The following is a 19,649-nucleotide window of genomic DNA, read 5'->3' on the forward strand; positions in this document are numbered from 1 at the left end:
CAGGGTATCAGGATGGGTAAAAAGGATAGTCAGTATACCCTTTCTCACCGCCGCCATACAGCGAGGCGTGGTCCACCGCGTTCAGGGGGTAACCCGACCGGATACGCGCAGGCAGATCGGGGTTGGCGATGAAGCTGCGGCCAAACCCAAACAGATCGCCCCAGCCTTTTTCCAGCATCTGCTGCGCTTTCTCTGCGGTGTAGCGGCCGGAATAGATGATCGGAGAATGGAAGGTATCGCGCAGTGCGATACGGAAACTCTCCGGCATCGCCGGGCTGTTATCCCAGTCCGCTTCGGCGATGGAGAGATAGCCGACTTCCAGCGTATTCAGCAGCTGCGCAGCGTGGATATAGGTGGCATGCGGATCGCGTTCAACCAGACCGAGGTAAACGCGCTCTTCGTCGGTGCTCGAAAACAGCGGCGCAAACCGGACGCCAACACGATGGCTGCCAAAGACTGCGCTGACCGCCTGAACCACTTCACGCAGGAAGCGCAGACGCTTCTCTGCCGAGCCGCCATATTCATCCGTGCGGAAGTTTGTCTGCGCCGAAATAAACTGGTTGATCAGATAACCGTTGGCAGCATGCAGCTCAACGCCGTCGAATCCGGCAGCTTTAGCGTTCTCCGCCGCACGCCGGTAGAGCGCCACGATCTCTTTGACTTCGCAGGTGGTCAGCTCGCGTGGCTCGCTGGGTGCGGTCAGCATCCCGGTACCCGGTCCGGTTTCGATAAATACCCGGACGTTATCGGCGGCGATGGCCGAGGGGGCAACCGGTGCTTCATTGCCCGGCTGAAGCGCATTGTGAGAGACGCGGCCTACGTGCCAGAGCTGACAGAAAATCGTGGCGCCCTGCTGATGCACCGCCTCTGTCACCTTTTTCCAGCCCGCAATCTGCGCCTCACTGTGGATGCCCGGCGTCCAAGCGTAGCCCTGCCCGCGTGGCTCAATCTGGGTACCCTCGGTGATCATCAGCCCGGCACTGGCACGCTGGCGGTAATACTCCACCATCATCTCGCCGGGGATATTGCCCGGCTGTTCGCTGCGGCAGCGAGTCAGCGGCGGCAGGACGATGCGGTTACGAAGGCTGAGATCGCCCAGGGTCAGGGGGCTGAACAGTGACGGCATAAAAAAAATCCTCGGATGCGTGAAAAGCCGTCATTATATTTACACATTTAAATTTGTAAATGTATTATCGTTTTTTTCGGGTTAGCGTATCCGATGCAGGATGACGCGAAGCGTTTGAAACGTTTTTCAGTGAACGCCTGCCCTGCCGGGCGAAGGGTAGTCAGGCGTTTCCGCAGACGGACGGTGTCCTCCTCCGCCTCTCCTGTGCGCCCGGCATCCGCGTATTGTGACGAATGGCCCTTTTGTCGCTTATTATGGTCATCGCCTTTTTAGAGCGCGACAGAGACACAGTTGCTGCGCGCATCCGTCCGCAGGATTCAGCCAGAGGAAACGCCATCAGCAGATCTTTGCTCAGGTAAGCCTGCCAAAAATCCGGCTCCACTCACGGAATGAGATTAAAGCCTGTTCGGAAACCTGGGGGTTAGCGCTGAACAACCCCCGGTAACACCAGCCATTAATCAACGAGCTTCAGGCTCACCAGCAGCGCGTCCAGCGACGCGACGGGTCCGGCGTGGTCAGATGCCGATCGGGTAGTGTCCCAGGGCATGGCGTCAGCGGTGCAGTAATCCCCGATGCACTGCATGTCGGCAGGTTCGCTGAGCAAACCTACCGGGATCCAGATATACGCAGGGTTACGCAACCGGTTCGGCACCGGCGAGCCGCAGCATGAACAGAAATCGCATCGATAACCGCCTGGTTTTGACCATGACGCGATCTGCGCCTCTCCCGATAACCAGGTGAAGTCACGCTCTTTTACCAGTGTCGCGAGGTTATGGCCGGTTCCGCTCTGTTTTCTGCACAGGGAACAGTGGCAGCGGTAATAGAATGCTGGCGTGACGGCGAGTTCAAACGTCACGGTTTCACACAGACAGGTGCCTTTCATTTCATAGCCTTACAGGTTGAGATGCCGGGCCATCGGCAGACCCGGCAGAGAAGCAGTTAGCTTCGGCTGAAGAGCAGTTTCACGCCTGCCAGCGCAAAGCAGCAGGCTAACAGCGCATCGAGCCCGCGACGAATGCGCAGGTAAAAGGCGCTCATCACGGCGGTGGAGAAGAGCAGCGCGTAGCCGCCGAAAACGCAGATGCAGATCGCGGCGCAGCCGCAGAGGATGATCGGCAGCGTCGAAGCGCCTCCCTCCGGCTTCATCGCAAAGGACATAATCGCCACCCAGGTCAGAATCGCTTTGGGGTTGCCGACGTGCATCAGGATGCCCTGCCGGAAAAGCCGGCCATAGGCGACCCGCTCCCCGCTGGCGTTCAGGGCCGCGGCTTCCGTCCGGCGTAAGGCCGATTTACCCGCTTTAAACGCCAGCCAGAGCAGATACAGGCCACCGCCGATTTTTAGCACGATCAGCAACTGAGCAAAGGCAGCCAGCACGGTCAGCACACCGCAGGCGGCCAGCAGCGCCCAGAGCAGCGACCCGCTCACCACCCCTGCCGCCAGCGCCAGCGCGGCGCCTCTGCCCTTTTTCATTGCCGTGCCCATAATCGCCATGTTGCTCGGTCCGGGGCTGACCGTCGCGACGAGATAGGTCGTAAAAATCAGCAGCAGTTCGTGTGAAAGCGCCATGTGATTCCTCTGGAGGGCGGGATGAACGCTCAGTTATATCGGCTGAGGCCAGAAAATGCCATGTCTCTTTATGACCGAAACGCATTAAGACGCTGAATAAACGCAGAAAAAGGGGGGATGTAACACAGCGGCTGAGGAAAGCGGATTTGCACGCTGTCCGGCCAGCGTCGCCAGCTGGACAGCGTGGGAAGACAGGATTATTTGCCCAGGATCTCTCTGCGCACAATTTCTGCACCCGCGCTCAGCGCATGCAGTTTGCCATTTGCAACGTGGCGCGGCAGCGGGATCATGCCGCAGTTGGTGGAGGGATAGAGGTTCTCCGCATCCACAAACTGCAGCGCCTTACGCAGGGTGTCGGCCACGGCTTCAGGCGTCTCGATCTCATGGGTCGCCACGTCGATGGCACCGACCATGACTTTCTTACCGCGAATCAGCTCGATCAGATCCATCGGCACGCGTGAGTTCTGGCACTCCAGCGAGACGATATCGATAGCCGAACGCTGCAGTTTCGGGAAGACCTCTTCATACTGACGCCACTCTGTTCCCAGGGTCTTTTTCCAGTCGGTGTTGGCTTTGATGCCGTAACCGTAGCAGATGTGCACCGCAGTTTCACACTTCAGCCCTTCGACCGCGCGCTCCAGCGCCGCGATGCCCCAGTCGTTTACTTCATCGAAGAAGACGTTAAACGCGGGTTCATCAAACTGAATGATATCGACACCCGCCGCTTCGAGCTCTCTGGCTTCCTGATTCAGGATTCGGGCGAACTCCCAGGCCAGCTTTTCGCGACTTTTATAGTGGTTGTCATACAGCGTATCGATCATGGTCATCGGGCCCGGTAACGCCCATTTGATTGGGCGATCGGTCAGCTTACGCAGAATCTTTGCATCTTCAACGAAGACGGACGTCGGACGGGAGACTTCACCCACCACGGTCGGCACGCTGGCGTCGTAGCGATTACGGATACGAACCACTTCGCGCTTCTCAAAATCCACGCCGCTGAGGTGTTCAATAAAGGTGGTCACGAAGTGCTGACGGGTCTGTTCGCCGTCGCTCACGATGTCGATACCGGCCCGCACCTGGTCATCCAGACAGAGACGCAGGGCATCTCTTTTACCATCAACCAGCTCGCCATCCTGCAGTTTCCAGGGTGACCAGAGAACTTCTGGCTGCGCAATCCATGAGGGTTTAGGCAAGCTGCCCGCAGTGGATGTCGGTAATAACGTTTTCATAGCAGGTGACCTTATTTCTGTTTAATTAATCAAAGAACGGATTCAGCAGACCATTGTGAGAGCAGCGTCTGATTCGGCTTAATGAAGTGCGTCTCAGTAAATCTGCCCTGCTCAACCGCCAGACGGCTGCGCTCTTCGCGATCGTAAACAATACGGGTAAGCGAATAGTCCTGATGCTGCAGCGTCGGCTGATAGCAGTGACCGGCTGCAGAATTGGCGTTATAAATTTCCGGGCGATAGATCTTCTGGAACGTTTCCATGGTGCTGATGGTGCTGATCAGCTCAAGATTGGTGTAATCGCTGAGCAGATCGCCGTGGAAATAGAACGCCAGCGGCGCAACGCTGCCCTGCGGCATAAAGAAGCGCACCTTCAGGCCCATTTTTCCGAAATAGAAGTCAGTCAGCGAAGGCGCATCCTGCTGGTATTCGATCCCCAGCACCGGATGCTGATTACCGGTGCGCACGTAGGTGTTTTTACTGGACACGCTCAGGCAGATAACCGGTGATTTGCTGAAATTCTCTTTATAAGCCGCCGAATTAACAAAGCTTTTGAAGATGTTTCCGTGCAGCTGGCCGAAATCTTCGGGCGTACTGAATTCCGTCTGGCCTTTGTTATATTCCGCCAGTACCACGCTGAAATCGTAATCACGCACGTAGGATGAGAAATTATTGCCCACAATGCCTTCGATGCGCTGGCCGGTATGATGATCGACAATCTGCGTTTTCAGAATTTCAATTGCCGGGAAGGATTCATCGGTGCCACTGGCAGAGAGGTTCAGCTCCGCCGAGATAATCTCAAGTTCAACAGAATACCGGTCGGCTTTTGGGTTATCCCAGTTTGCCAGTGCGTTAAAGCGATTGTTGATCATTGCCAGGGCGTTACGCAGATTCTCCTGACGTTTTTCGCCACGCGCTAAGTTAGCGAAGTTAGTCGTCGCCCGCGTATTTTTCGAAGGGTTATAGTTTTCGTCGAAACGAATGCGCTTGAGGGTAAAGGCTAAAGTATTCATCGCTGTCGGTATCCTGCTCGCTGATATGAACGTCGAGGGCTATTTCCCTTAACAAACGGTCATATGACACAAAGTTATTAACAATTCTTACTTTATGCCTCAACCCGGAGTTGAAAAAAAGTGATCAATTTTCAACGAACATGAAGGAAATTCATGTTGGCGGGGTGATGCGGGGATTTTTTCATGCGTCGGTGTCGCAGCCCCTGTACGTGCGTTGCGGCGCGTGTGAAACGTGGCGTGCCCGGGCGTAAAGAGGGAGCAGGGCTGTCCTGGTGAGCGCCAGCGCCGCTGGCAGCCTGTAGTCCTCGCTAAAAATCGGTAATGCTATCCCTTCGCAGGCACCATGGCGTATTGCGGCACTGGAATCAGAATTGTTAAAACGTCAATTCCATGCCTGTCAGGCTTTTAACATCCCGCTCATATTTTCATCGCAGCCGGGTGCGGAGCACTTTCTCCGTCGTCCACCAGCCAGTGGTGCAGGTCTGATCCATTTCTGTTAACGCATTGCAGCGTGCGATCCCCTCACTCCCCTGATAACGGCCAAACCCCGACTTCGCATCTATAATTCAGTGACTCAGCCCCGGGGCGCGCGTCAGCCAGCGTCAGGGTGACTGAACGTCATGTCAGCGAAGCATCGACGTTTATGCCCTGGACAACGCCAGCCGGGTTAATGAAGCTCATCATCTGCCAATAAAGGAAGCCTCATGATCTTATCACTCGAAAACCAGGTTGCACTGGTCACCGGCGCCAGCTCTGGCCTCGGCTATGCCTGTGCAGAAGGACTCGCCAGGGCTGGAGCCAGTGTGGTGGTGAACTACCATCGTCAGGCAGAACCGGCCGAGGAACTGGTTGAAAAAATCCGCGCAGCGGGAGGCCAGGCCATCGCCGTGAAGGGGGACGTGTCGAAAGAGGCGGACGTTGACGCCCTTTTCAGCCAGACGATCGCGGCATTTGGCAGGCTGGATATCCTGGTCGCTAACTCCGGCCTCCAGAAAGATGCGCCCTCCATCGAGATGTCACTGGAAGACTGGAACACCGTCATTGACGTGAATCTGACCGGCCAGTTTCTCTGCGCACGCGCCGCGTTGCGCCAGTTCCGCAAACAGAACCACGACACACAGATCAGCCGCGCGGCGGGCAAAATTATCCATATGAGTTCGGTGCACCAGCGTATTCCGTGGGCGGGCCACGTCAATTACGCCGCCTCCAAAGGGGGCGTGGATCTGCTGATGCAGACCCTGGCACAGGAGGTGGGTGAAGAGCGCATCCGCGTTAACGGCATCGCACCGGGCGCGATCGCTACCGCAATCAATGAAGACACCACCCAGGGTGAAGCAGGCAAAGAGCTGCTGAAACTGATCCCCTATGGCCGCATCGGCGAAGCGGAAGATGTGGCCAATGCGGTCGTGTGGCTCGCCAGTGACCTGTCTGACTATGTGCATGGCACCACGCTGTTTATTGATGGCGGAATGAGCCTCTATCCCGGCTTCCGCGACAACGGCTGACCCCCTGAACCGATGCCTGAGATAAACGTTCAGACGGGCGGAGAGAGCCTTTCCGCCCGCCTACCGGACGGCGGGCGACCCGCGCCCGCAGAGGCGTTCAGCTGAACGGCGGCTGCGCTCACTGTGCTATGGTGGATGCAAAACGGATTCTGCTCTGAGGATTATGGTATGTCGCCCTTTTATCAATTCACCGCCACCCGCCTGGATGGCCAGCCTGTCACGATGGCCGACTTCGGGGGCAAGGTGGTGCTGGTGGTGAATACCGCCAGCAGATGTGGATTCACGCCGCAGTATGCGGGCCTGGAAGTGCTCTATAAAAAGTATGCCGCTCAGGGTCTGGTGATCCTGGGATTCCCCTGCAATCAGTTTGGTAAGCAGGAGCCTGGCGGGGCCGACGAGATCGCGCAGACCTGCCACATCAACTACGGAGTCAGTTTTCCGATGTTCGCTAAAGTCGAGGTCAATGGCGCGTCGGCGCATCCGCTGTTTCGCTATCTGAAAACGGCGTTACCCGGCGTCCTGGGCGGCCGGATTAAGTGGAACTTCACGAAGTTTTTAATCGGGCGAGATGGTCAGCCGCTCAGGCGTTTCGCACCAATCACCCCGCCGGAAAAGATGGACGCGGCGATTAAGGCGGCCCTTTAATCCGGACAGGCATTCGCCTTTTCCGGTCATCACGCACCGCCAGAAGCGCCTGAACGGTCGCTCAGAAAATCGATAAAGGCGCGCACCTTCTCCGGCACATGGCGGGTATTGGGATAGAGCGCGTAAATTCCCTGACGCGGAAAGCGATGATCGGGCAGCACATGCGTCAACCTGCCGTTCTCTATCTCCTCCTGCACCAGCCAGCCAGGCAGGACAGCCACACCCGCCCCCGCCAGAGCAAAAGCCAGCAGCGAAGAGGCACTGTCTGCCGTGATCATGGCGGGATAGCGGGCGCTGAAAAGCACACTTTCTCCGCCAGGCGTCATCACCTGCCAGTTCAGCGGCGTCGCAAGGCGGCTGTGCGCAATCCAGTCTGCCGACGCGAGCTGTGTCAGGTCCCGGACAGCAGCCCCTTCCAGCGTGTCGAGATAGCCTGGTGCCGCCACCGCCAGAATATCGAACCTGTCGATAAGCCGGGCGTGATGATTTGAATCGGCCAGCTGACCAAGCCGGATCGCGACATCAAAACGACCGGCAATCAGATCGTCATTCTGAGAGGATGAGACGTGCTGAATGCGCAACTGTGGATGGATGGCGGCAAAGGCGGCCAGCGCCGGAACAACCACGCGGGCGCCATACTCGGGCGTCGTTGTGATCCTGAGCAGTCCGCTTAAGCCAGCATGATCGCTGCGTACATCCTCCAGCACGCTTTCCGCATCCTGCAGCAGTTGAAGGCAGCGATGATAAAACCGTTCACCGGTATCAGTGGTTGAAACACGGCGGGTACTCCTGATGAGCAGCGAGACACCCAGCTCCTGCTCAAGCTGCCTGACGTTAAAACTGACCACCGCTTTGGTCAGCCCGAGCGTCTGCGCCGCACCGGTAAAACTGCCCGCTTCCGCCACCGCGACGAATATCCCCAGCCGTTGCATATTGATCATGGCCCTCTCCTTTGCGCTGGCCAATTGTCAAAATAATTTTGACAGTGTAACAACAGGAACTGAATTTATCCCGATCGTCGTCACGCCTATACTGCGCGCCACAGGCCCCCGCTACCGGAATAAAAATGACCTATCGCGTCCGCGTCGCCAGCGTTTATCTGCTGGGATTTTTTATCGATTTGGTGAACATGTTTATCGCCAGCGTCGCCTACCCGGAGATCGGCCGACACTTCGATGCCCCGGTCAGCCAGCTGGCGTGGATCAGTAACGGCTACATTCTGGGGCTGACCCTGGTGATCCCTTTAAGTCGCTGGCTGGCCAGCCGCCTGGGTGCCCGGCGTCTGTTTATGCTCTCGCTGCTCATTTTTATCGTGAGTACCTGCGGAGTCAGTGCGGCCGAATCGATTTCACAGCTTATCGCCTGGCGCGGGTTGCAGGGTATCGGTGGCGGACTCCTGATCCCCATTGGTCAGACGCTGACCTATGCCCTTTACCAGAACCATGAGCGCGCCAGGCTCTCATCCGTAGTGATGCTGGTTGCTCTGCTGGCACCGGCACTCTCACCCGCTCTGGGAGGCGTGCTGGTTGAGTATCTCAGCTGGCGAGGGGTTTTTCTTGTCAGCCTGCCCCTGGCGGTGGTGGCCTTTGTGCTGGCGGGGTTATGGCTCAGGCCGGATCGTCCGGCGAAGATAACCGATCCGCTGGATTTCACAGGGCTCCTTAGCGGAAGTGCTGCGCTGACGCTGATCCTGCTCGGGCTGACCGCGCTGGGCGAGGCGGCGCGGCCTGGCGAAGGCGCACTGATGCTGCTGGCCGGTCTGGTCGTGCTGGCCGGGTATATCAGAAACGCGCGCAGGAAAAGCCATCCTCTGCTTAACCTGCATCTGGTGAAGGACCCGCTGCTGCATACCGCAATGCTGATCTACCAGTTTATCCCTGGCATATTCACCGGCGTGAGTGTGATCACCATGCTCTATCTGCAGAATCAGCTGGGTATGCCCGCCAGTGCTGCGGGGGCGCTGATGCTGCCGTGGTCGCTGGCCTCTTTTGCTGCTATCAGCCTGACGGGCAGGCGGTTTAACCACTGGGGGCCGCGTCCGCTGCTGATTGCCGGATGTCTGGCACAGGCGGCAGGGATGGGCCTGCTGGCGCTGACGGGGCAGGCAGCGGACACCCCGCTCTGTCTGCTGGCCTTTGTGCTGATGGGGTTCGGGGGCAGCCTGTGCAGCAGCACGGCGCAAAGTGCGGCGTTTATACAGATTGCCGATCGCGATCTGGCGGATGCCAGCGCCCTGTGGAATATCAATCGCCAGCTCAGTTTCTGCCTCGGTGTGACGCTGGTCAGCCTGCTGTTCAATCTTCTGGCGAACGCGGGGATGGCCCCGCAACACGCTTATCATCTCTGCTTTGCGATTGCGGCCTGCAGTGCGGCAATCCCGCTGCTGTGCGCCCTGCGCATCGCCAACCACAGGATAATAGTTATGCTTAACGGGGAGTCACAATGAATCGCTATTTTCAGGAAGTCCTGGATGCCCATGACTTAATCAGGGCGTGGCTGGGCAACCACGCGGCAAAGGATGAAATCTGTGACCAGCTTCTGGCGCGTTTCAGCCCCGCTTTTTCTATGGTAACGCCTGGCGGCGGCATGCTGGATTTCACGACCCTGACCTCGTTCTTCCGCACGCAGCGCGCTGCCCGGTCGGGTCTGGAGATTGAGATCAGCGATATGCGAATCATTGCTGAGGGCGAAAAGGGCGCAACGGTTGTCTATAAAGAGTTACAGCAACTGCCCGGCCAGCCGCCGACGCTGCGCTTCTCAACGGTGGTATTCGAATTAAAAAGAGAGGGTGACATTCTCTGGCGTCATCTGCACGAGACATCACTGCCGCAGTGATCACCGCCCCTGACGACTCAGACGTCGGTTAACATGATCTTCTGTACCCTGACCAGTGAACGGCGCAGTTTACCTGTCCCCGCACAGATAACCGGAAGAAGATCGCAAGTTGATTAGCCAGAACCCTGCTAATGACGCTATTCTTCTGCGCTCAATTTAACGCTTCAGGAATCCCACATGTCAGAGAGTGCAATTACGGAGCGTTCCCCTTCGGTGTTCTGGGGAGCGACCATCATTTGCGGCACGGTGGTTGGTGCAGGAATGTTTATCCTGCCGGTTGTGATGGCGGGCGCCTGGTTCGGCTGGTCGTTGCTGATACTGGCGTTCAGCTGGATCAGTATGCTGATCAGTGGCCTGATGTTTCAGCGCGTCAGCCAGCACTATCCGCTGGAAACCGGCTATGACAAAATCGTACGTGACCTCTCAGGTCGCGGCTGGGCGGAAATGAATGGTCTGAGCCTGATGTTTGTGCTGGGCATTCTGACCTATGCCTATATTTCCGCTACCGGGCCGGTTTACGAACACTCACTGAGCGCCCTGACCGGCCTCAGCGTCTCGTCCGCAGAGGCGAAAGTCATCCTGGGCGTGACGGTTGCCGCTATCGTCTGGCTGGGAACCAGCAGCATCGGCCGGATTATGTCCGTTATGCTGATCGCCAAAATTTTCCTGCTGCTGGCCTTGTTTGGCGGGTTAGTGACGACCGTGAACAGCGGTTATTTACTGGATAGCGACAATCAGACAGGCACTTACTGGCCCTATATGCTCGGTATCGTGCCTTTCTGCCTGGCCTCGTTCGGCTATCACGGTAACATCACCGGCCTGATCGCCTATTACGACGGCGATGCCCGCCGGGTGAAACGGTGCCTGTGCATCGGCACGGCGATGGCGCTGGTTATCTATCTGTTCTGGATCGTCTGCACCATGGGCAACCTGCCCCGTTCCGCATTCCCGCAGATCGCCCGACAGGGCGGTGACATTGCCGCCCTGATGCGGGCGTTTAACCCTGACGGCGTAACCACCCGGCTCTCGCTGCTCTTCTCTGTGTTTTCACATTTTGCGGTTATCTGCTCTTTCGTGGGAGTCACCGCCGGGCTGGTGGACTACATCAGCGATCGCTTCAGCATTCCCACCACCCGGATGGGCCGCCTCAAAGCCACGGCAATCACCTTTCTGCCGCCGTTAAGTCTGTCGCTGCTTTATCCTGATGGATTCGTCAGCGCCATCGGCTATGCGGGCCTGCTCGCGACGCTCTGGGCCGTCATTATTCCGGGAATGCTCCATCTGAAGATGAAGGCACGCCCCGCTTCCGGCTATCAGAGCAGCAGGTGGGATCCGCTGCAGCTGGGTATTATCATGACCTTCGCGGTGCTGAATATCCTCTCGTGGACGCTCAGCGAGTTTCATCTGCTGCCGGTGTTTTAATCTCATAAAAACGTGCCAGCATGCTGGCACGCTGAACGGCCCGTCGCCCCGGTTAACGCCGTCACCGGAAAGTGGTCATTTTTTCATTGCCGCTTCAGTCAGTCCATCGAGCCATTCCTGATGGCCATTCAGCATAGGATTCGGGCGGGTGATGGCCAGCGCCTTTGCCGGCGCGCCCTTCTGCGTTTCCTGCGTCAGGATACGAACCCGGTTGCCGGGAAGATCCTCCAGCAGCCAGGCATGATGCACATCCAGACGCTCAGGCGTGTTCTCTTCACCCGACCAGCCGTGCCATGCCAGGCGCGCAGGCTGCCCCTTTGCCGGAGGCACACATTCCACCACCTGCGCCTCAACCGGAAATCCAAACGTGCTGAAGTAGAAACGCACCCCATCCTCCAGCACCGGACCTTTACTGTCATAAAAGCGGATATCGGCGGCGTTTTTATAATAGTCCGGCCACAGAAATGGCTGACTCAGCAAAGGCCAGATCGTTTCAACCGCCAGCCCCGCGATAATCGTCTCATTTGAAACAAAGTTATCAGTGAAGCCAGGCGCAAAGCCTTCCGGCCAGTAAATCGCATTCATCGTTTTCTCCAGTGGTGGTTATCTTCTGCAGCGTTTCTGCCATCAATAAAGGCTATCTGACGCGGCAGTCGCCATTATTCAGCCACCCGTGTAATAAAACGAATCGCGAATCGTGATTGACCCTATAAGTTAACTTATATCAGGAGGCGGTATTGCGGACTGTTTCAAGGCACAGGGCGCGGATCCATTGATGTGCCGGATCGCAATGAGTGCGTTCATGCCACGCCATGCTTTTCGTAAAACCCGGAATCGCAAAAGGCAGCGGGATCACAGCCAGGTTGCTGTCCATCGGCACCAGACGTCCGGGCACGACCGCTATCATTTCGGTCACGCGCAGAATATCGGGAACGACCAGAAAACTGTTTACCGACACGCCCACCCGCCTTTCGCGGCCCCGTTGCGCCAGCACCTCGTCGGTGACGCCCGCAAAGCGTCCTTCCGTTGAAACCAGGATGTGCTCCTGTTCGCAGAACTGTTCAAGCGTCATGTCTGCCGTGGCGGCGGCCAGAGGATGGTGACGGCCCGCGACACAGACATACTCCTCCTCAAAAAGCGCTCTTGCATGCAGATCTTCGGGCGTGGTCTGCGGCGTGACCAGTGCCAGGTCAAGTTCGCCACGGGACAACTGCTGATGCATGCGCTCGTCATCAACGGGCCTTACCGCAATCCGGATATGGGACGCCTGCTTTTTCAGCCGGGCGATCAGGGGAACGACCACCGCGCTGAGAGCATAATCGGTGGCGGCGATCGAATAGATCATCTCTGCGGTTTCAGGGTCAAATTCCGGCGATTTAACCAGAACGGCGATATCCGTAAGGATTTTTTTTACCGGCCCCGCCAGTTCGGTGGCCCGCCTTGTCGGCACCATACCGTGACTGCTGCGAACAAAAAGCGGGTCGTCAAAATAGTCACGTAAACGGGTCAGCATACCGCTGACGGCAGGCTGCGTCAGCGAGAGACGCCGGGCGGCGCGCGTCACGCTGCCTTCATCGAGCAGCGCATCCAGGGCTTTGAGAAGATTGAGATCCAACCCCCTGATATCACTTTTCATCATGAACTCTTTAAGGAGCAATAAACTTTTTTATTCAGGCTACGGACTCTGACAGGGCTTGTCTAGCCGGTTTACCGCGCTGGCCCGCTGGCCGCCCCGCCATCACTGACCTGACGCATGCACGCCGTTGACGGAAGCGCCGCTCAGGGCAAAGGCCTGCGCGCTTCGGGCATGTCCGGCCTGTGACGCCCTCTTCTGTTGTCCGTCTCTCTGGCATGAAAGATTTTCAGGAGATTCAAAAACCGTGGCGAACTGCCGATAACCACTGGTAGCGACATTTTGTACACAGGAGATAACATCCATGCCATTACCCGATACCCACAGTGAGCAACAGCAAATCAGCGAGATCACCGCGCGGACTGGCGCTATCCTGCGGACGCTGCACGACAGTCTGCAACAGCTGGGGCTTGATAAAACCATTGCCGAGGTGGCGGGCAGCATCCCGGACGCGCGTGAACGGCTCGGCTACGTCGTCACGCTGACGCGGGAAGCCGCAGATGGCGTCATTAACAGCGTCGAAATTACTCAGCCGATGCAGACACAGCTGGCCGATCACGCAGAGCAACTCACGCAACGCTGGGAAGCGAACGCCGAACGTCCGTTTACAGACGACCAGGCGCAGACGCTGGCGGCGGACACGCGGGCCTGGCTGGATGACGTGCCGCGTATCACCGGCCTGACTCAGCAGCAGCTTCACGCCATTATGATGGCGCAGGGGTTTCAGGATCTGACCGGACAGATTGTGCAACGCATGATGGCGGTTCTGAATCAGTGCGAACAGCAGCTGATTCAGATCATCCGCGATAAATCCGCGTCAGCGGCCACCAGCGAACGTGCCGCGCCGCTTCAGTCGCCTGCGCCCTCAGAACAGGCGGCCAGTCAGGATGACGTGGATGATCTGCTGGCCAGTCTGGGGATCTGACCGTCACGGGCAGCATGACGCAGGCTACGTTGGTCGCCACGGCACGGCGTGCCGCGCTGACTCGCGATTCAGCGCAGCATGACCGGCAGGCGCGGATGTGCTCCCTGTCGGATGATGTCACACAGCAGCAGGCGGGCTGAAAAAGAAAGATCCAGAAGAACGCAGCGCGGACAGCGCCAGTCTGCCGTGCCCGACTGCCGTTGAGCGTGACGGCGGGACCGGGCTTAGCGCTCTGCGCAACCGGAGAGAGAGGGCCCGCCGTCGCGGGAACAGAAAGCGCCAGGATAAAAAAGAGGAGCCAGGCTCCTCTTTTTCAACTCAGCGCTGCATCAGCGTACGATGTGCAGGAAGTGCAGATGCTTCTCATACTGATCAAGAATATCATTGATGATCTGCTCCTGATTCCAGCCCATCACATCATAATCCTGCCCCCCCTCCTTGAGATAAACATCGGCACGGTAATATTTCTGCTCCTCTGTCTTGTCACTGCCAGACATGCCCGCCAGGGCAAAGGCTGGCTGCAGATAGGCGCGGGCCCGCACTTCATAGACAAAGTTAAGCTCGTCGCCCAAATCCACCTCGAAGCGCACCCGATCTTCAACCTCGTTTGAGGTATGCGACACGGTATTCTGCTTCGCCAGCTCCTGCTCTACCATCTCCATCGCCGGATAGATCACCTCGGCCATAAACCGCTTCACCTGTGAGCGTTTTGGGAAGTGCGCGATATTGCGTAACCGCCGCTGCCAGGGGATCGGGTTACGCGCCGCGGTTGGGGCGATGGTGGCAATCTGCTTACTGTCACGTTTCCAGGCATCGATGCGCAGCGCCTTCAGCAGGCCATAGATCGACATCAGCAGAATCACCGCAAAGGGCAGTGCGCTGGCGATGGTCACGGTCTGCAGGGCCTTCATTCCGCCCGCCAGCAGCAGCGTGACCGCGACGACACCCATCAGACCGGCCCAGAAGATGCGCTGCCAGACCGGTGTGTTGTCGTTTCCGCCCGCCGCCAGCGTATCCACCACCATCGCGCCGGAGTCGGCGGAGGTGACAAAGAACACGACGACCATCGCCATGGCGATAAAGGAGAGCACCGCGCTGAAGGGGAAATGCTCCAGGAAGTTGAACAGCGCCAGGGTCTGGTCGCTCATCACCGTCTGCGCCAGATCGGTGGCCCCCTCCTGCATAATCAGCCAGATTGCGCTGTTGCCGAAGAACGTCATCCAGAGCAGCGTAAATCCGGCGGGCACGAAAAGGACGCCGGTCACGAACTCGCGGATGGTGCGGCCGCGTGAAACACGGGCAATAAACATTCCGACAAACGGCGACCAGGCCAGCCACCAGCCCCAGTAAAACAGCGTCCAGCCGCCGAGCCACTTACCCGATTTAGGCTCATACGCGTAGAGGTTGAAGGTTTTGGTGACCAGTTCGGAGAGATAGCCGCCGGTGTTCTCGACAAAAGATTTCAGCAGCAGCACGGTCGGACCCAGTGCGCCCACCATAATCAGCAGCAGCACGGCCAGCGTCAGATTGATTTCGGACAGGATGCGGATGCCCTTATCCAGCCCCGAAACCACGGAGAGTGTCGCCAGCGCGGTAATCCCGACAATCAGAATGACCTGCATGGTCTGGTTAACCGGCAGACCAAACAGGTGATTCAGCCCGGCATTCACCTGCAGCACGCCGTAACCCAGCGAGGTCGCCACGCCCAGGACCGTACCGATAACGGCAAAAATATCGACAGCATGGCCCATCCAGCCGTAGATCCGATCGCCGATAATCGGATAGAGCGCCGAGCGCAGCGTCAGCGGTAATCCGTGGCGGTAGCTGAAGAACGCCAGAATCAGCGCCACGATGGCATAAATGGCCCAGGCGTGCAGACCCCAGTGGAAGAAGGTGATGCGCAGGGCTTCCCGTGCGGCCTCAACCGTTTCCGGCTGACCCGTGGGCGGTGCCATGTAGTGCATCACGGGTTCCGCCACGCCGAAGAACATCAGTCCGATGCCCATACCTGCCGAAAAGAGCATGGCAAACCAGGAGTGGTAGCTGAAATCGGGTTCCGCATGATCCGGGCCGAGCTTGATGTCGCCATAGCGGGAGAACCCCAGGTAGGCGACCGTCAGCAAAATCAGCGCAACGGCCAGGATATAGAACCAGCTGGCGTTGGCGAACAGGGAGTTTTGCAGTGCGCCCAGCTGCACATCAGCCTGTTCAGGGAAGAGCGCAGCAAAGGCAACCAGGATAAAAATCAGTGCGGCAGAGGTGAAAAATACGGGTGGATTAATGTGGCTTCGCTTGTGTTGCGTTTCAGTTTCTGATGAAGACATAGGTATCCTGATCAAGATGAATGAAGACCAAATGTAACAATCAGTATAAAAGAGTAAAAGCGAAACGGCGCCGTTTGGTCAGTTATTCAGCGATTTGTCGGAGATAACGGCCTCTGCCTGCCAGCGGGCAACCCGTTCCACCGCCGCTTTGTCCGCTTCGCTGGTCATTGCGAGGCTGGCACGCACCAGCGCAAGCTGCGCATGACGCTTCGCCTCCGCGCCATAGCGATGCGGTGCAATCATCGCTAACGCCTGAAGCGCTTTCTGCAGGCGCAGCTGTACCTCCACCAGGGCGGCCCCATCGCGTGCGATGCCGGTAAACATATCGTCGAACATATCGCCTATCCCGGCGGGCTGCATAAAGAGCCGGGGATACTGCGGCGTCTCCGATTCCTGCGGTTCGCTGGGGCTGAACAGCCGGACCGCCCGCCCGATAATATCGATTGCCGTGCCGGGGTCGTTAACCGCCGGAGAGAGTGCGCGTGAGGCAATTTCAGACAGGACGCAGAGTCCGAAACGGGGGTCCTGTTCAAACGAGCGCTGTTCACCCAGGGTAAACGCGCTGAGCAGTCGCTGAAGGTCCTCATCCGCAAGCGGCCTGTCGCACCAGAACAGCGGGGCCGCGCCATGCACAAAACTGCCGGGCTGCGCGGTGAGATAGAGATGGCACGCTTTTTCCTCTGCGAAGCCGGCGAGTTCCTGCAGATCCAGATGCTGCAGATAGCCCGCCTGCGGCGGGTAAACGCGGTGCAGCGGGATCGTTTCCGGCAGGATGCCGTCCCAGAAGGCGCAGCCCATACAAGGCGACCGTAGGCGGTGGTGAAGGGCCGCCGTCGTGGCCTCCTCAACGCGATGCGACGTATCAGACAGGCAGCCAAACTGCGCCAGATGCTGTATCCAGCGCAGCAGGGTGATCACGATCATGGCAATCACGGCCAGGGTGACAAAAAACAGAATAACGCGCCCCTGCATGCCATAAGCCCCCATGCCGAGCGCGATAATTCCCACCAGGCTGTACAGGAAAGAGCCGATAAAGGTTGCCAGCATGGTCTGGGTGGTGCTGTCTTCAAGCAGCAGAACCGTCGCGCGCGGCGTGACGCTGCTGCTGGCAGAATTGTACGCCGTCACCATGATGTTAAGCGAAAAGGTCGTCACGGCCAGCATACTGGAGGCCAGGATAGTCAGTATCTTATCCACCGCGTCACTTCCCACAATGCCCGACATAGAGATGGGAATGAAAGGCTTAATCGCAATGGCGACCAGGGCAGTGATCACCGCCAGCACGGCGAACAGTGAGCTGCGAAACCAGAGCTGGCGGGTCAGCCGATGAATAATCCACTGCGTTTTAGACATCATGTCACCTGTTATCTTAATTTCAGTTACGGCTGAACAGTCAGCACGGCCTCTGAGATGATCGTTCTGCTGCACCCCCGGAGTGAAGAACAGCGGCTGTAACGGTATCGCCAGAGAGGGCCCGCGTGGGTTACGCCCGGCGCGGCGCGCATCCGGCTTCAGAGTAAGCATAGCCGGGGGTGCACGATTTACCTCTGTCCTGCCTGATGCGATCCTGCCGGGCCGGATTCCCCCGCGCGTCGTCAGCCATGCACTGCTTTTTGTCCCTGCCCGGCATTTTGAGCAGAGATTGACCTCATCCTGCTTTCGTTTATAGTATTCAGCCTGTCCTGATCGGCCTGATGTGCCGATCGGACTTCGCCGCCAGCGCCCGTCACCGGAGCCTGGTTTACATCCATCCTGAAGGCACGCTGTTGCCGTAAAGGAGATTTCAGACATCATGCGTCTTACGCCACCCTGAGTCGTCCCCCTTCCCTGCTGCACTGAGACATCTCAGTCGCGCACTCAATAACATCCCGTCTGCGGATGTGCTTTTTCGTACCTGAATTTTCTGCCCTCATGGGCTGACCGTATCTAAAATCTGAGAAATGACTATGCTGCTGTCCTCAACGCGTAAGGACTGGCTGGGTAACGTCCGTGGTGACGTCCTTGCCGGTATTGTGGTTGCGCTCGCGCTTATTCCTGAAGCGATCGCCTTTTCTATCATTGCTGGCGTCGATCCGCAGGTCGGGCTCTATTCCGCCTTCTGCATCCCCCTCGTCATGGCCTTTCTGGGCGGTCGCCCGGCGATGATCTCCTCCTCCACCGGCGCGATGGCGCTGCTGATGGTCACGCTGGTGAAAGATCACGGGCTGCAGTATCTGCTGGCTGCCTCCGTGCTGACCGGCATCATCCAGCTGATGGCCGGATACCTGAAGCTTGGCAGCCTGATGCGCTATGTCTCCCGTTCGGTCGTGACCGGATTTGTTAATGCGCTGGCCATACTGATATTCATGGCGCAGCTGCCGGAGCTGACCCACGTGACCTGGCACGTCTACGCGCTCACGGCTGCCGGTCTGGCGATTATTTATCTCTTCCCCCTCCTGAATAAAACCCTTCCCTCCCCGCTGGTCTGCATCGTTGTGCTGACCGCGATTTCCATGTGGCTGCATCTGGATGTGCGCACGGTGGGTGACATGGGCAAACTGCCGGACAGCCTGCCGGTGTTCCTCCTTCCGGACATCCCGCTTAACCTTAATACCCTGCTGATTATCCTGCCCTACTCAGCGGGACTCGCCGTGGTCGGACTGCTGGAGTCCATGATGACGGCCACCATTGTGGATGACATGACCGACACGCCGAGCGATAAGAACCGCGAGTGCAAGGCGCAGGGCATCGCCAATATCTGCACGTCGTTTATTGGCGGGATGGCGGGCTGCGCGATGATTGGTCAGTCGGTGATTAACGTCAGGTCGGGCGGTCGCGGGCGACTCTCTACGCTGACGGCGGGCGTGGTGCTGCTGTTGATGGTGGTGTTCCTGCGCGACTGGGTGTCGCAGATCCCTATGGCCGCGCTGGTGGCGGTGATGATCATGGTTTCCATCGGCACCTTCTCATGGCGTTCGATTGCGAACCTGCGCACGCATCCGCTTTCAACCAGCGTGGTGATGCTGGCGACCGTTGCCGTGGTGGTGGCAACACACAACCTGGCGTTTGGCGTGCTGACCGGTGTACTGATTGCGTCCCTGAACTTCGCCACGAAGGTAGCCCGCTTTATGGCAGTCACCTCTGAGCGGAAAGAGGAGACCCGGACCTATACGGTTACCGGTCAGGTCTTCTTTGCTTCGGCCGATCGCTTCACCCGCCACTTCGACTTTCGCGAGCCGCTGAAGCGCGTAATCATCGACGTGACGCACGCCCATTTCTGGGACATCACGTCGGTCAGCGCGCTGGATCGTATTGTGATTAAGTTCCGCCAGGAAGGCGCCGTGGTGGAAATCAGAGGGATGAATGACGCGACCCGGACGCTCGTCGATCGTTTCGGCGTGCATGAAAAACCCGAAGAAGCGGAAAAACTGCTGAGCGGTCATTGAT

General features: G+C 58.0%; 17 protein-coding genes. 7 read left to right on the forward strand and 10 right to left on the reverse strand.

The features are described from left to right. Nucleotides 1–7: 7 nt before the first annotated feature. From ACNY69_RS13855 to ACNY69_RS13875, 5 genes are all read right to left on the reverse strand, one after another. Nucleotides 8–1,126 (reverse strand): alkene reductase, encoded by a 1,119-nt coding sequence (locus tag ACNY69_RS13855; RefSeq protein ID WP_418798822.1) that lies wholly within the window; start codon nt 1,124–1,126, stop codon nt 8–10. A 454-nt stretch (nt 1,127–1,580) separates the two neighbouring features. Further along, nucleotides 1,581–2,009, reverse strand: a complete 429-nt coding sequence (locus tag ACNY69_RS13860) for a GFA family protein (protein ID WP_418798825.1) — start codon at nt 2,007–2,009, stop codon at nt 1,581–1,583. Nucleotides 2,010–2,065: 56 nt separating this feature from the next. Next, nucleotides 2,066–2,695: a LysE family translocator gene (locus tag ACNY69_RS13865; protein WP_418798828.1), complete on the reverse strand. Its 630-nt coding sequence runs from the start codon at nt 2,693–2,695 to the stop codon at nt 2,066–2,068. A 197-nt stretch (nt 2,696–2,892) separates the two neighbouring features. Continuing rightward, nucleotides 2,893–3,924 (reverse strand): methionine synthase, encoded by a 1,032-nt coding sequence (locus ACNY69_RS13870; RefSeq protein ID WP_111142132.1) that lies wholly within the window; start codon nt 3,922–3,924, stop codon nt 2,893–2,895. 29 nt (nt 3,925–3,953) lie between these two features. Then, nucleotides 3,954–4,934 (reverse strand): DUF1852 domain-containing protein, encoded by a 981-nt coding sequence (locus ACNY69_RS13875; protein ID WP_111142131.1) that lies wholly within the window; start codon nt 4,932–4,934, stop codon nt 3,954–3,956. A 704-nt stretch (nt 4,935–5,638) separates the two neighbouring features. On the opposite strand from ACNY69_RS13875, the gene ACNY69_RS13880 reads away from it, so the two are divergent. Together ACNY69_RS13880 and ACNY69_RS13885 are read left to right on the forward strand one after the other, a co-directional pair. Then, a complete protein-coding gene (locus tag ACNY69_RS13880; protein WP_293772508.1) occupies nt 5,639–6,439 on the forward strand; it encodes an SDR family oxidoreductase in 801 nt (266 codons plus the stop codon). Nucleotides 6,440–6,607: 168 nt separating this feature from the next. Further along, nucleotides 6,608–7,084: a glutathione peroxidase gene (locus ACNY69_RS13885; RefSeq protein ID WP_418798832.1), complete on the forward strand. Its 477-nt coding sequence runs from the start codon at nt 6,608–6,610 to the stop codon at nt 7,082–7,084. A gap of 29 nt (nt 7,085–7,113) precedes the next feature. On the opposite strand, the gene ACNY69_RS13890 is transcribed toward ACNY69_RS13885, so the two are convergent. Beyond that, a complete protein-coding gene (locus tag ACNY69_RS13890; protein WP_293772512.1) occupies nt 7,114–8,025 on the reverse strand; it encodes a LysR family transcriptional regulator in 912 nt (303 codons plus the stop codon). Nucleotides 8,026–8,150: 125 nt separating this feature from the next. Between ACNY69_RS13890 and ACNY69_RS13895 the strand changes: the two genes are divergently transcribed. The 3 genes from ACNY69_RS13895 (at nt 8,151) to ACNY69_RS13905 (ending at nt 11,341) form a co-directional block, all read left to right on the forward strand. Further along, nucleotides 8,151–9,530 carry an MFS transporter gene (locus tag ACNY69_RS13895; RefSeq protein WP_418798835.1) on the forward strand — a complete coding sequence of 460 codons (1,380 nt, stop codon included), beginning with the start codon at nt 8,151–8,153 and terminating at the stop codon, nt 9,528–9,530. After that, entirely contained in the window at nt 9,527–9,919 is a 393-nt protein-coding gene (locus ACNY69_RS13900; RefSeq protein ID WP_418798837.1) for a nuclear transport factor 2 family protein, read from the forward strand. Before ACNY69_RS13895 ends, ACNY69_RS13900 begins: the two co-directional genes overlap by 4 nt. Before the next feature lie 177 nt (nt 9,920–10,096). Beyond that, on the forward strand, nt 10,097–11,341 hold the full coding sequence (locus ACNY69_RS13905) for an aromatic amino acid transporter (protein WP_418798840.1): 1,245 nt from the start codon (nt 10,097–10,099) through the stop codon (nt 11,339–11,341). A gap of 75 nt (nt 11,342–11,416) precedes the next feature. Here ACNY69_RS13905 and ACNY69_RS13910 read toward each other — a convergent pair whose 3' ends face one another. Both ACNY69_RS13910 and ACNY69_RS13915 read right to left on the reverse strand, forming a co-directional pair. Beyond that, nucleotides 11,417–11,926 carry an SRPBCC family protein gene (locus ACNY69_RS13910; RefSeq protein WP_111138963.1) on the reverse strand — a complete coding sequence of 170 codons (510 nt, stop codon included), beginning with the start codon at nt 11,924–11,926 and terminating at the stop codon, nt 11,417–11,419. 139 nt (nt 11,927–12,065) lie between these two features. After that, complete coding sequence (locus ACNY69_RS13915; protein WP_111138976.1) at nt 12,066–12,977, reverse strand: LysR family transcriptional regulator; 912 nt, start codon at nt 12,975–12,977, stop codon at nt 12,066–12,068. A gap of 301 nt (nt 12,978–13,278) precedes the next feature. Here ACNY69_RS13915 and ACNY69_RS13920 point away from each other — a divergent pair, with 301 nt between their 5' ends. Further along, nucleotides 13,279–13,899: a protein phosphatase CheZ gene (locus tag ACNY69_RS13920; protein WP_418798843.1), complete on the forward strand. Its 621-nt coding sequence runs from the start codon at nt 13,279–13,281 to the stop codon at nt 13,897–13,899. A gap of 329 nt (nt 13,900–14,228) precedes the next feature. Here the strand turns inward: ACNY69_RS13920 and ACNY69_RS13925 are convergent, their stop codons facing one another. Continuing rightward, nucleotides 14,229–16,223, reverse strand: coding sequence for a BCCT family transporter (locus ACNY69_RS13925; protein WP_111138961.1), 1,995 nt, complete (start codon nt 16,221–16,223; stop codon nt 14,229–14,231). 78 nt (nt 16,224–16,301) lie between these two features. Continuing rightward, the gene (locus ACNY69_RS13930; RefSeq protein ID WP_293772521.1) at nt 16,302–17,579 is read right to left on the reverse strand and encodes a DUF2254 domain-containing protein; all 1,278 of its coding nucleotides are present in this window, start codon (nt 17,577–17,579) and stop codon (nt 16,302–16,304) included. Between the two features lie 590 nt (nt 17,580–18,169). On the opposite strand from ACNY69_RS13930, the gene ACNY69_RS13935 reads away from it, so the two are divergent. Beyond that, nucleotides 18,170–19,648, forward strand: a complete 1,479-nt coding sequence (locus tag ACNY69_RS13935; protein ID WP_418798847.1) for a SulP family inorganic anion transporter — start codon at nt 18,170–18,172, stop codon at nt 19,646–19,648. The last annotated feature ends 1 nt before the right edge of the window (nt 19,649 follow it).

Origin of the sequence: Pantoea graminicola, assembly GCF_048452665.1 — a bacterium.
Lineage (GTDB): Bacteria > Pseudomonadota > Gammaproteobacteria > Enterobacterales > Enterobacteriaceae > Pantoea.

Coding starts and splice junctions, on each gene's coding strand:
- ACNY69_RS13865 (WP_418798828.1), bottom strand. CDS start 2,695: ATGGCGCTTTCACACGAACTGCTGCTGATTTTTACGACCTATCTCGTC.
- ACNY69_RS13855 (WP_418798822.1), bottom strand. CDS start 1,126: ATGCCGTCACTGTTCAGCCCCCTGACCCTGGGCGATCTCAGCCTTCGT.
- ACNY69_RS13885 (WP_418798832.1), top strand. CDS start 6,608: ATGTCGCCCTTTTATCAATTCACCGCCACCCGCCTGGATGGCCAGCCT.
- ACNY69_RS13890 (WP_293772512.1), bottom strand. CDS start 8,025: ATGATCAATATGCAACGGCTGGGGATATTCGTCGCGGTGGCGGAAGCG.
- ACNY69_RS13905 (WP_418798840.1), top strand. CDS start 10,097: ATGTCAGAGAGTGCAATTACGGAGCGTTCCCCTTCGGTGTTCTGGGGA.
- ACNY69_RS13880 (WP_293772508.1), top strand. CDS start 5,639: ATGATCTTATCACTCGAAAACCAGGTTGCACTGGTCACCGGCGCCAGC.
- ACNY69_RS13860 (WP_418798825.1), bottom strand. CDS start 2,009: ATGAAAGGCACCTGTCTGTGTGAAACCGTGACGTTTGAACTCGCCGTC.
- ACNY69_RS13895 (WP_418798835.1), top strand. CDS start 8,151: ATGACCTATCGCGTCCGCGTCGCCAGCGTTTATCTGCTGGGATTTTTT.
- ACNY69_RS13920 (WP_418798843.1), top strand. CDS start 13,279: ATGCCATTACCCGATACCCACAGTGAGCAACAGCAAATCAGCGAGATC.
- ACNY69_RS13910 (WP_111138963.1), bottom strand. CDS start 11,926: ATGAATGCGATTTACTGGCCGGAAGGCTTTGCGCCTGGCTTCACTGAT.
- ACNY69_RS13925 (WP_111138961.1), bottom strand. CDS start 16,223: ATGTCTTCATCAGAAACTGAAACGCAACACAAGCGAAGCCACATTAAT.
- ACNY69_RS13875 (WP_111142131.1), bottom strand. CDS start 4,934: ATGAATACTTTAGCCTTTACCCTCAAGCGCATTCGTTTCGACGAAAAC.
- ACNY69_RS13870 (WP_111142132.1), bottom strand. CDS start 3,924: ATGAAAACGTTATTACCGACATCCACTGCGGGCAGCTTGCCTAAACCC.
- ACNY69_RS13915 (WP_111138976.1), bottom strand. CDS start 12,977: ATGAAAAGTGATATCAGGGGGTTGGATCTCAATCTTCTCAAAGCCCTG.
- ACNY69_RS13930 (WP_293772521.1), bottom strand. CDS start 17,579: ATGATGTCTAAAACGCAGTGGATTATTCATCGGCTGACCCGCCAGCTC.
- ACNY69_RS13935 (WP_418798847.1), top strand. CDS start 18,170: ATGCTGCTGTCCTCAACGCGTAAGGACTGGCTGGGTAACGTCCGTGGT.
- ACNY69_RS13900 (WP_418798837.1), top strand. CDS start 9,527: ATGAATCGCTATTTTCAGGAAGTCCTGGATGCCCATGACTTAATCAGG.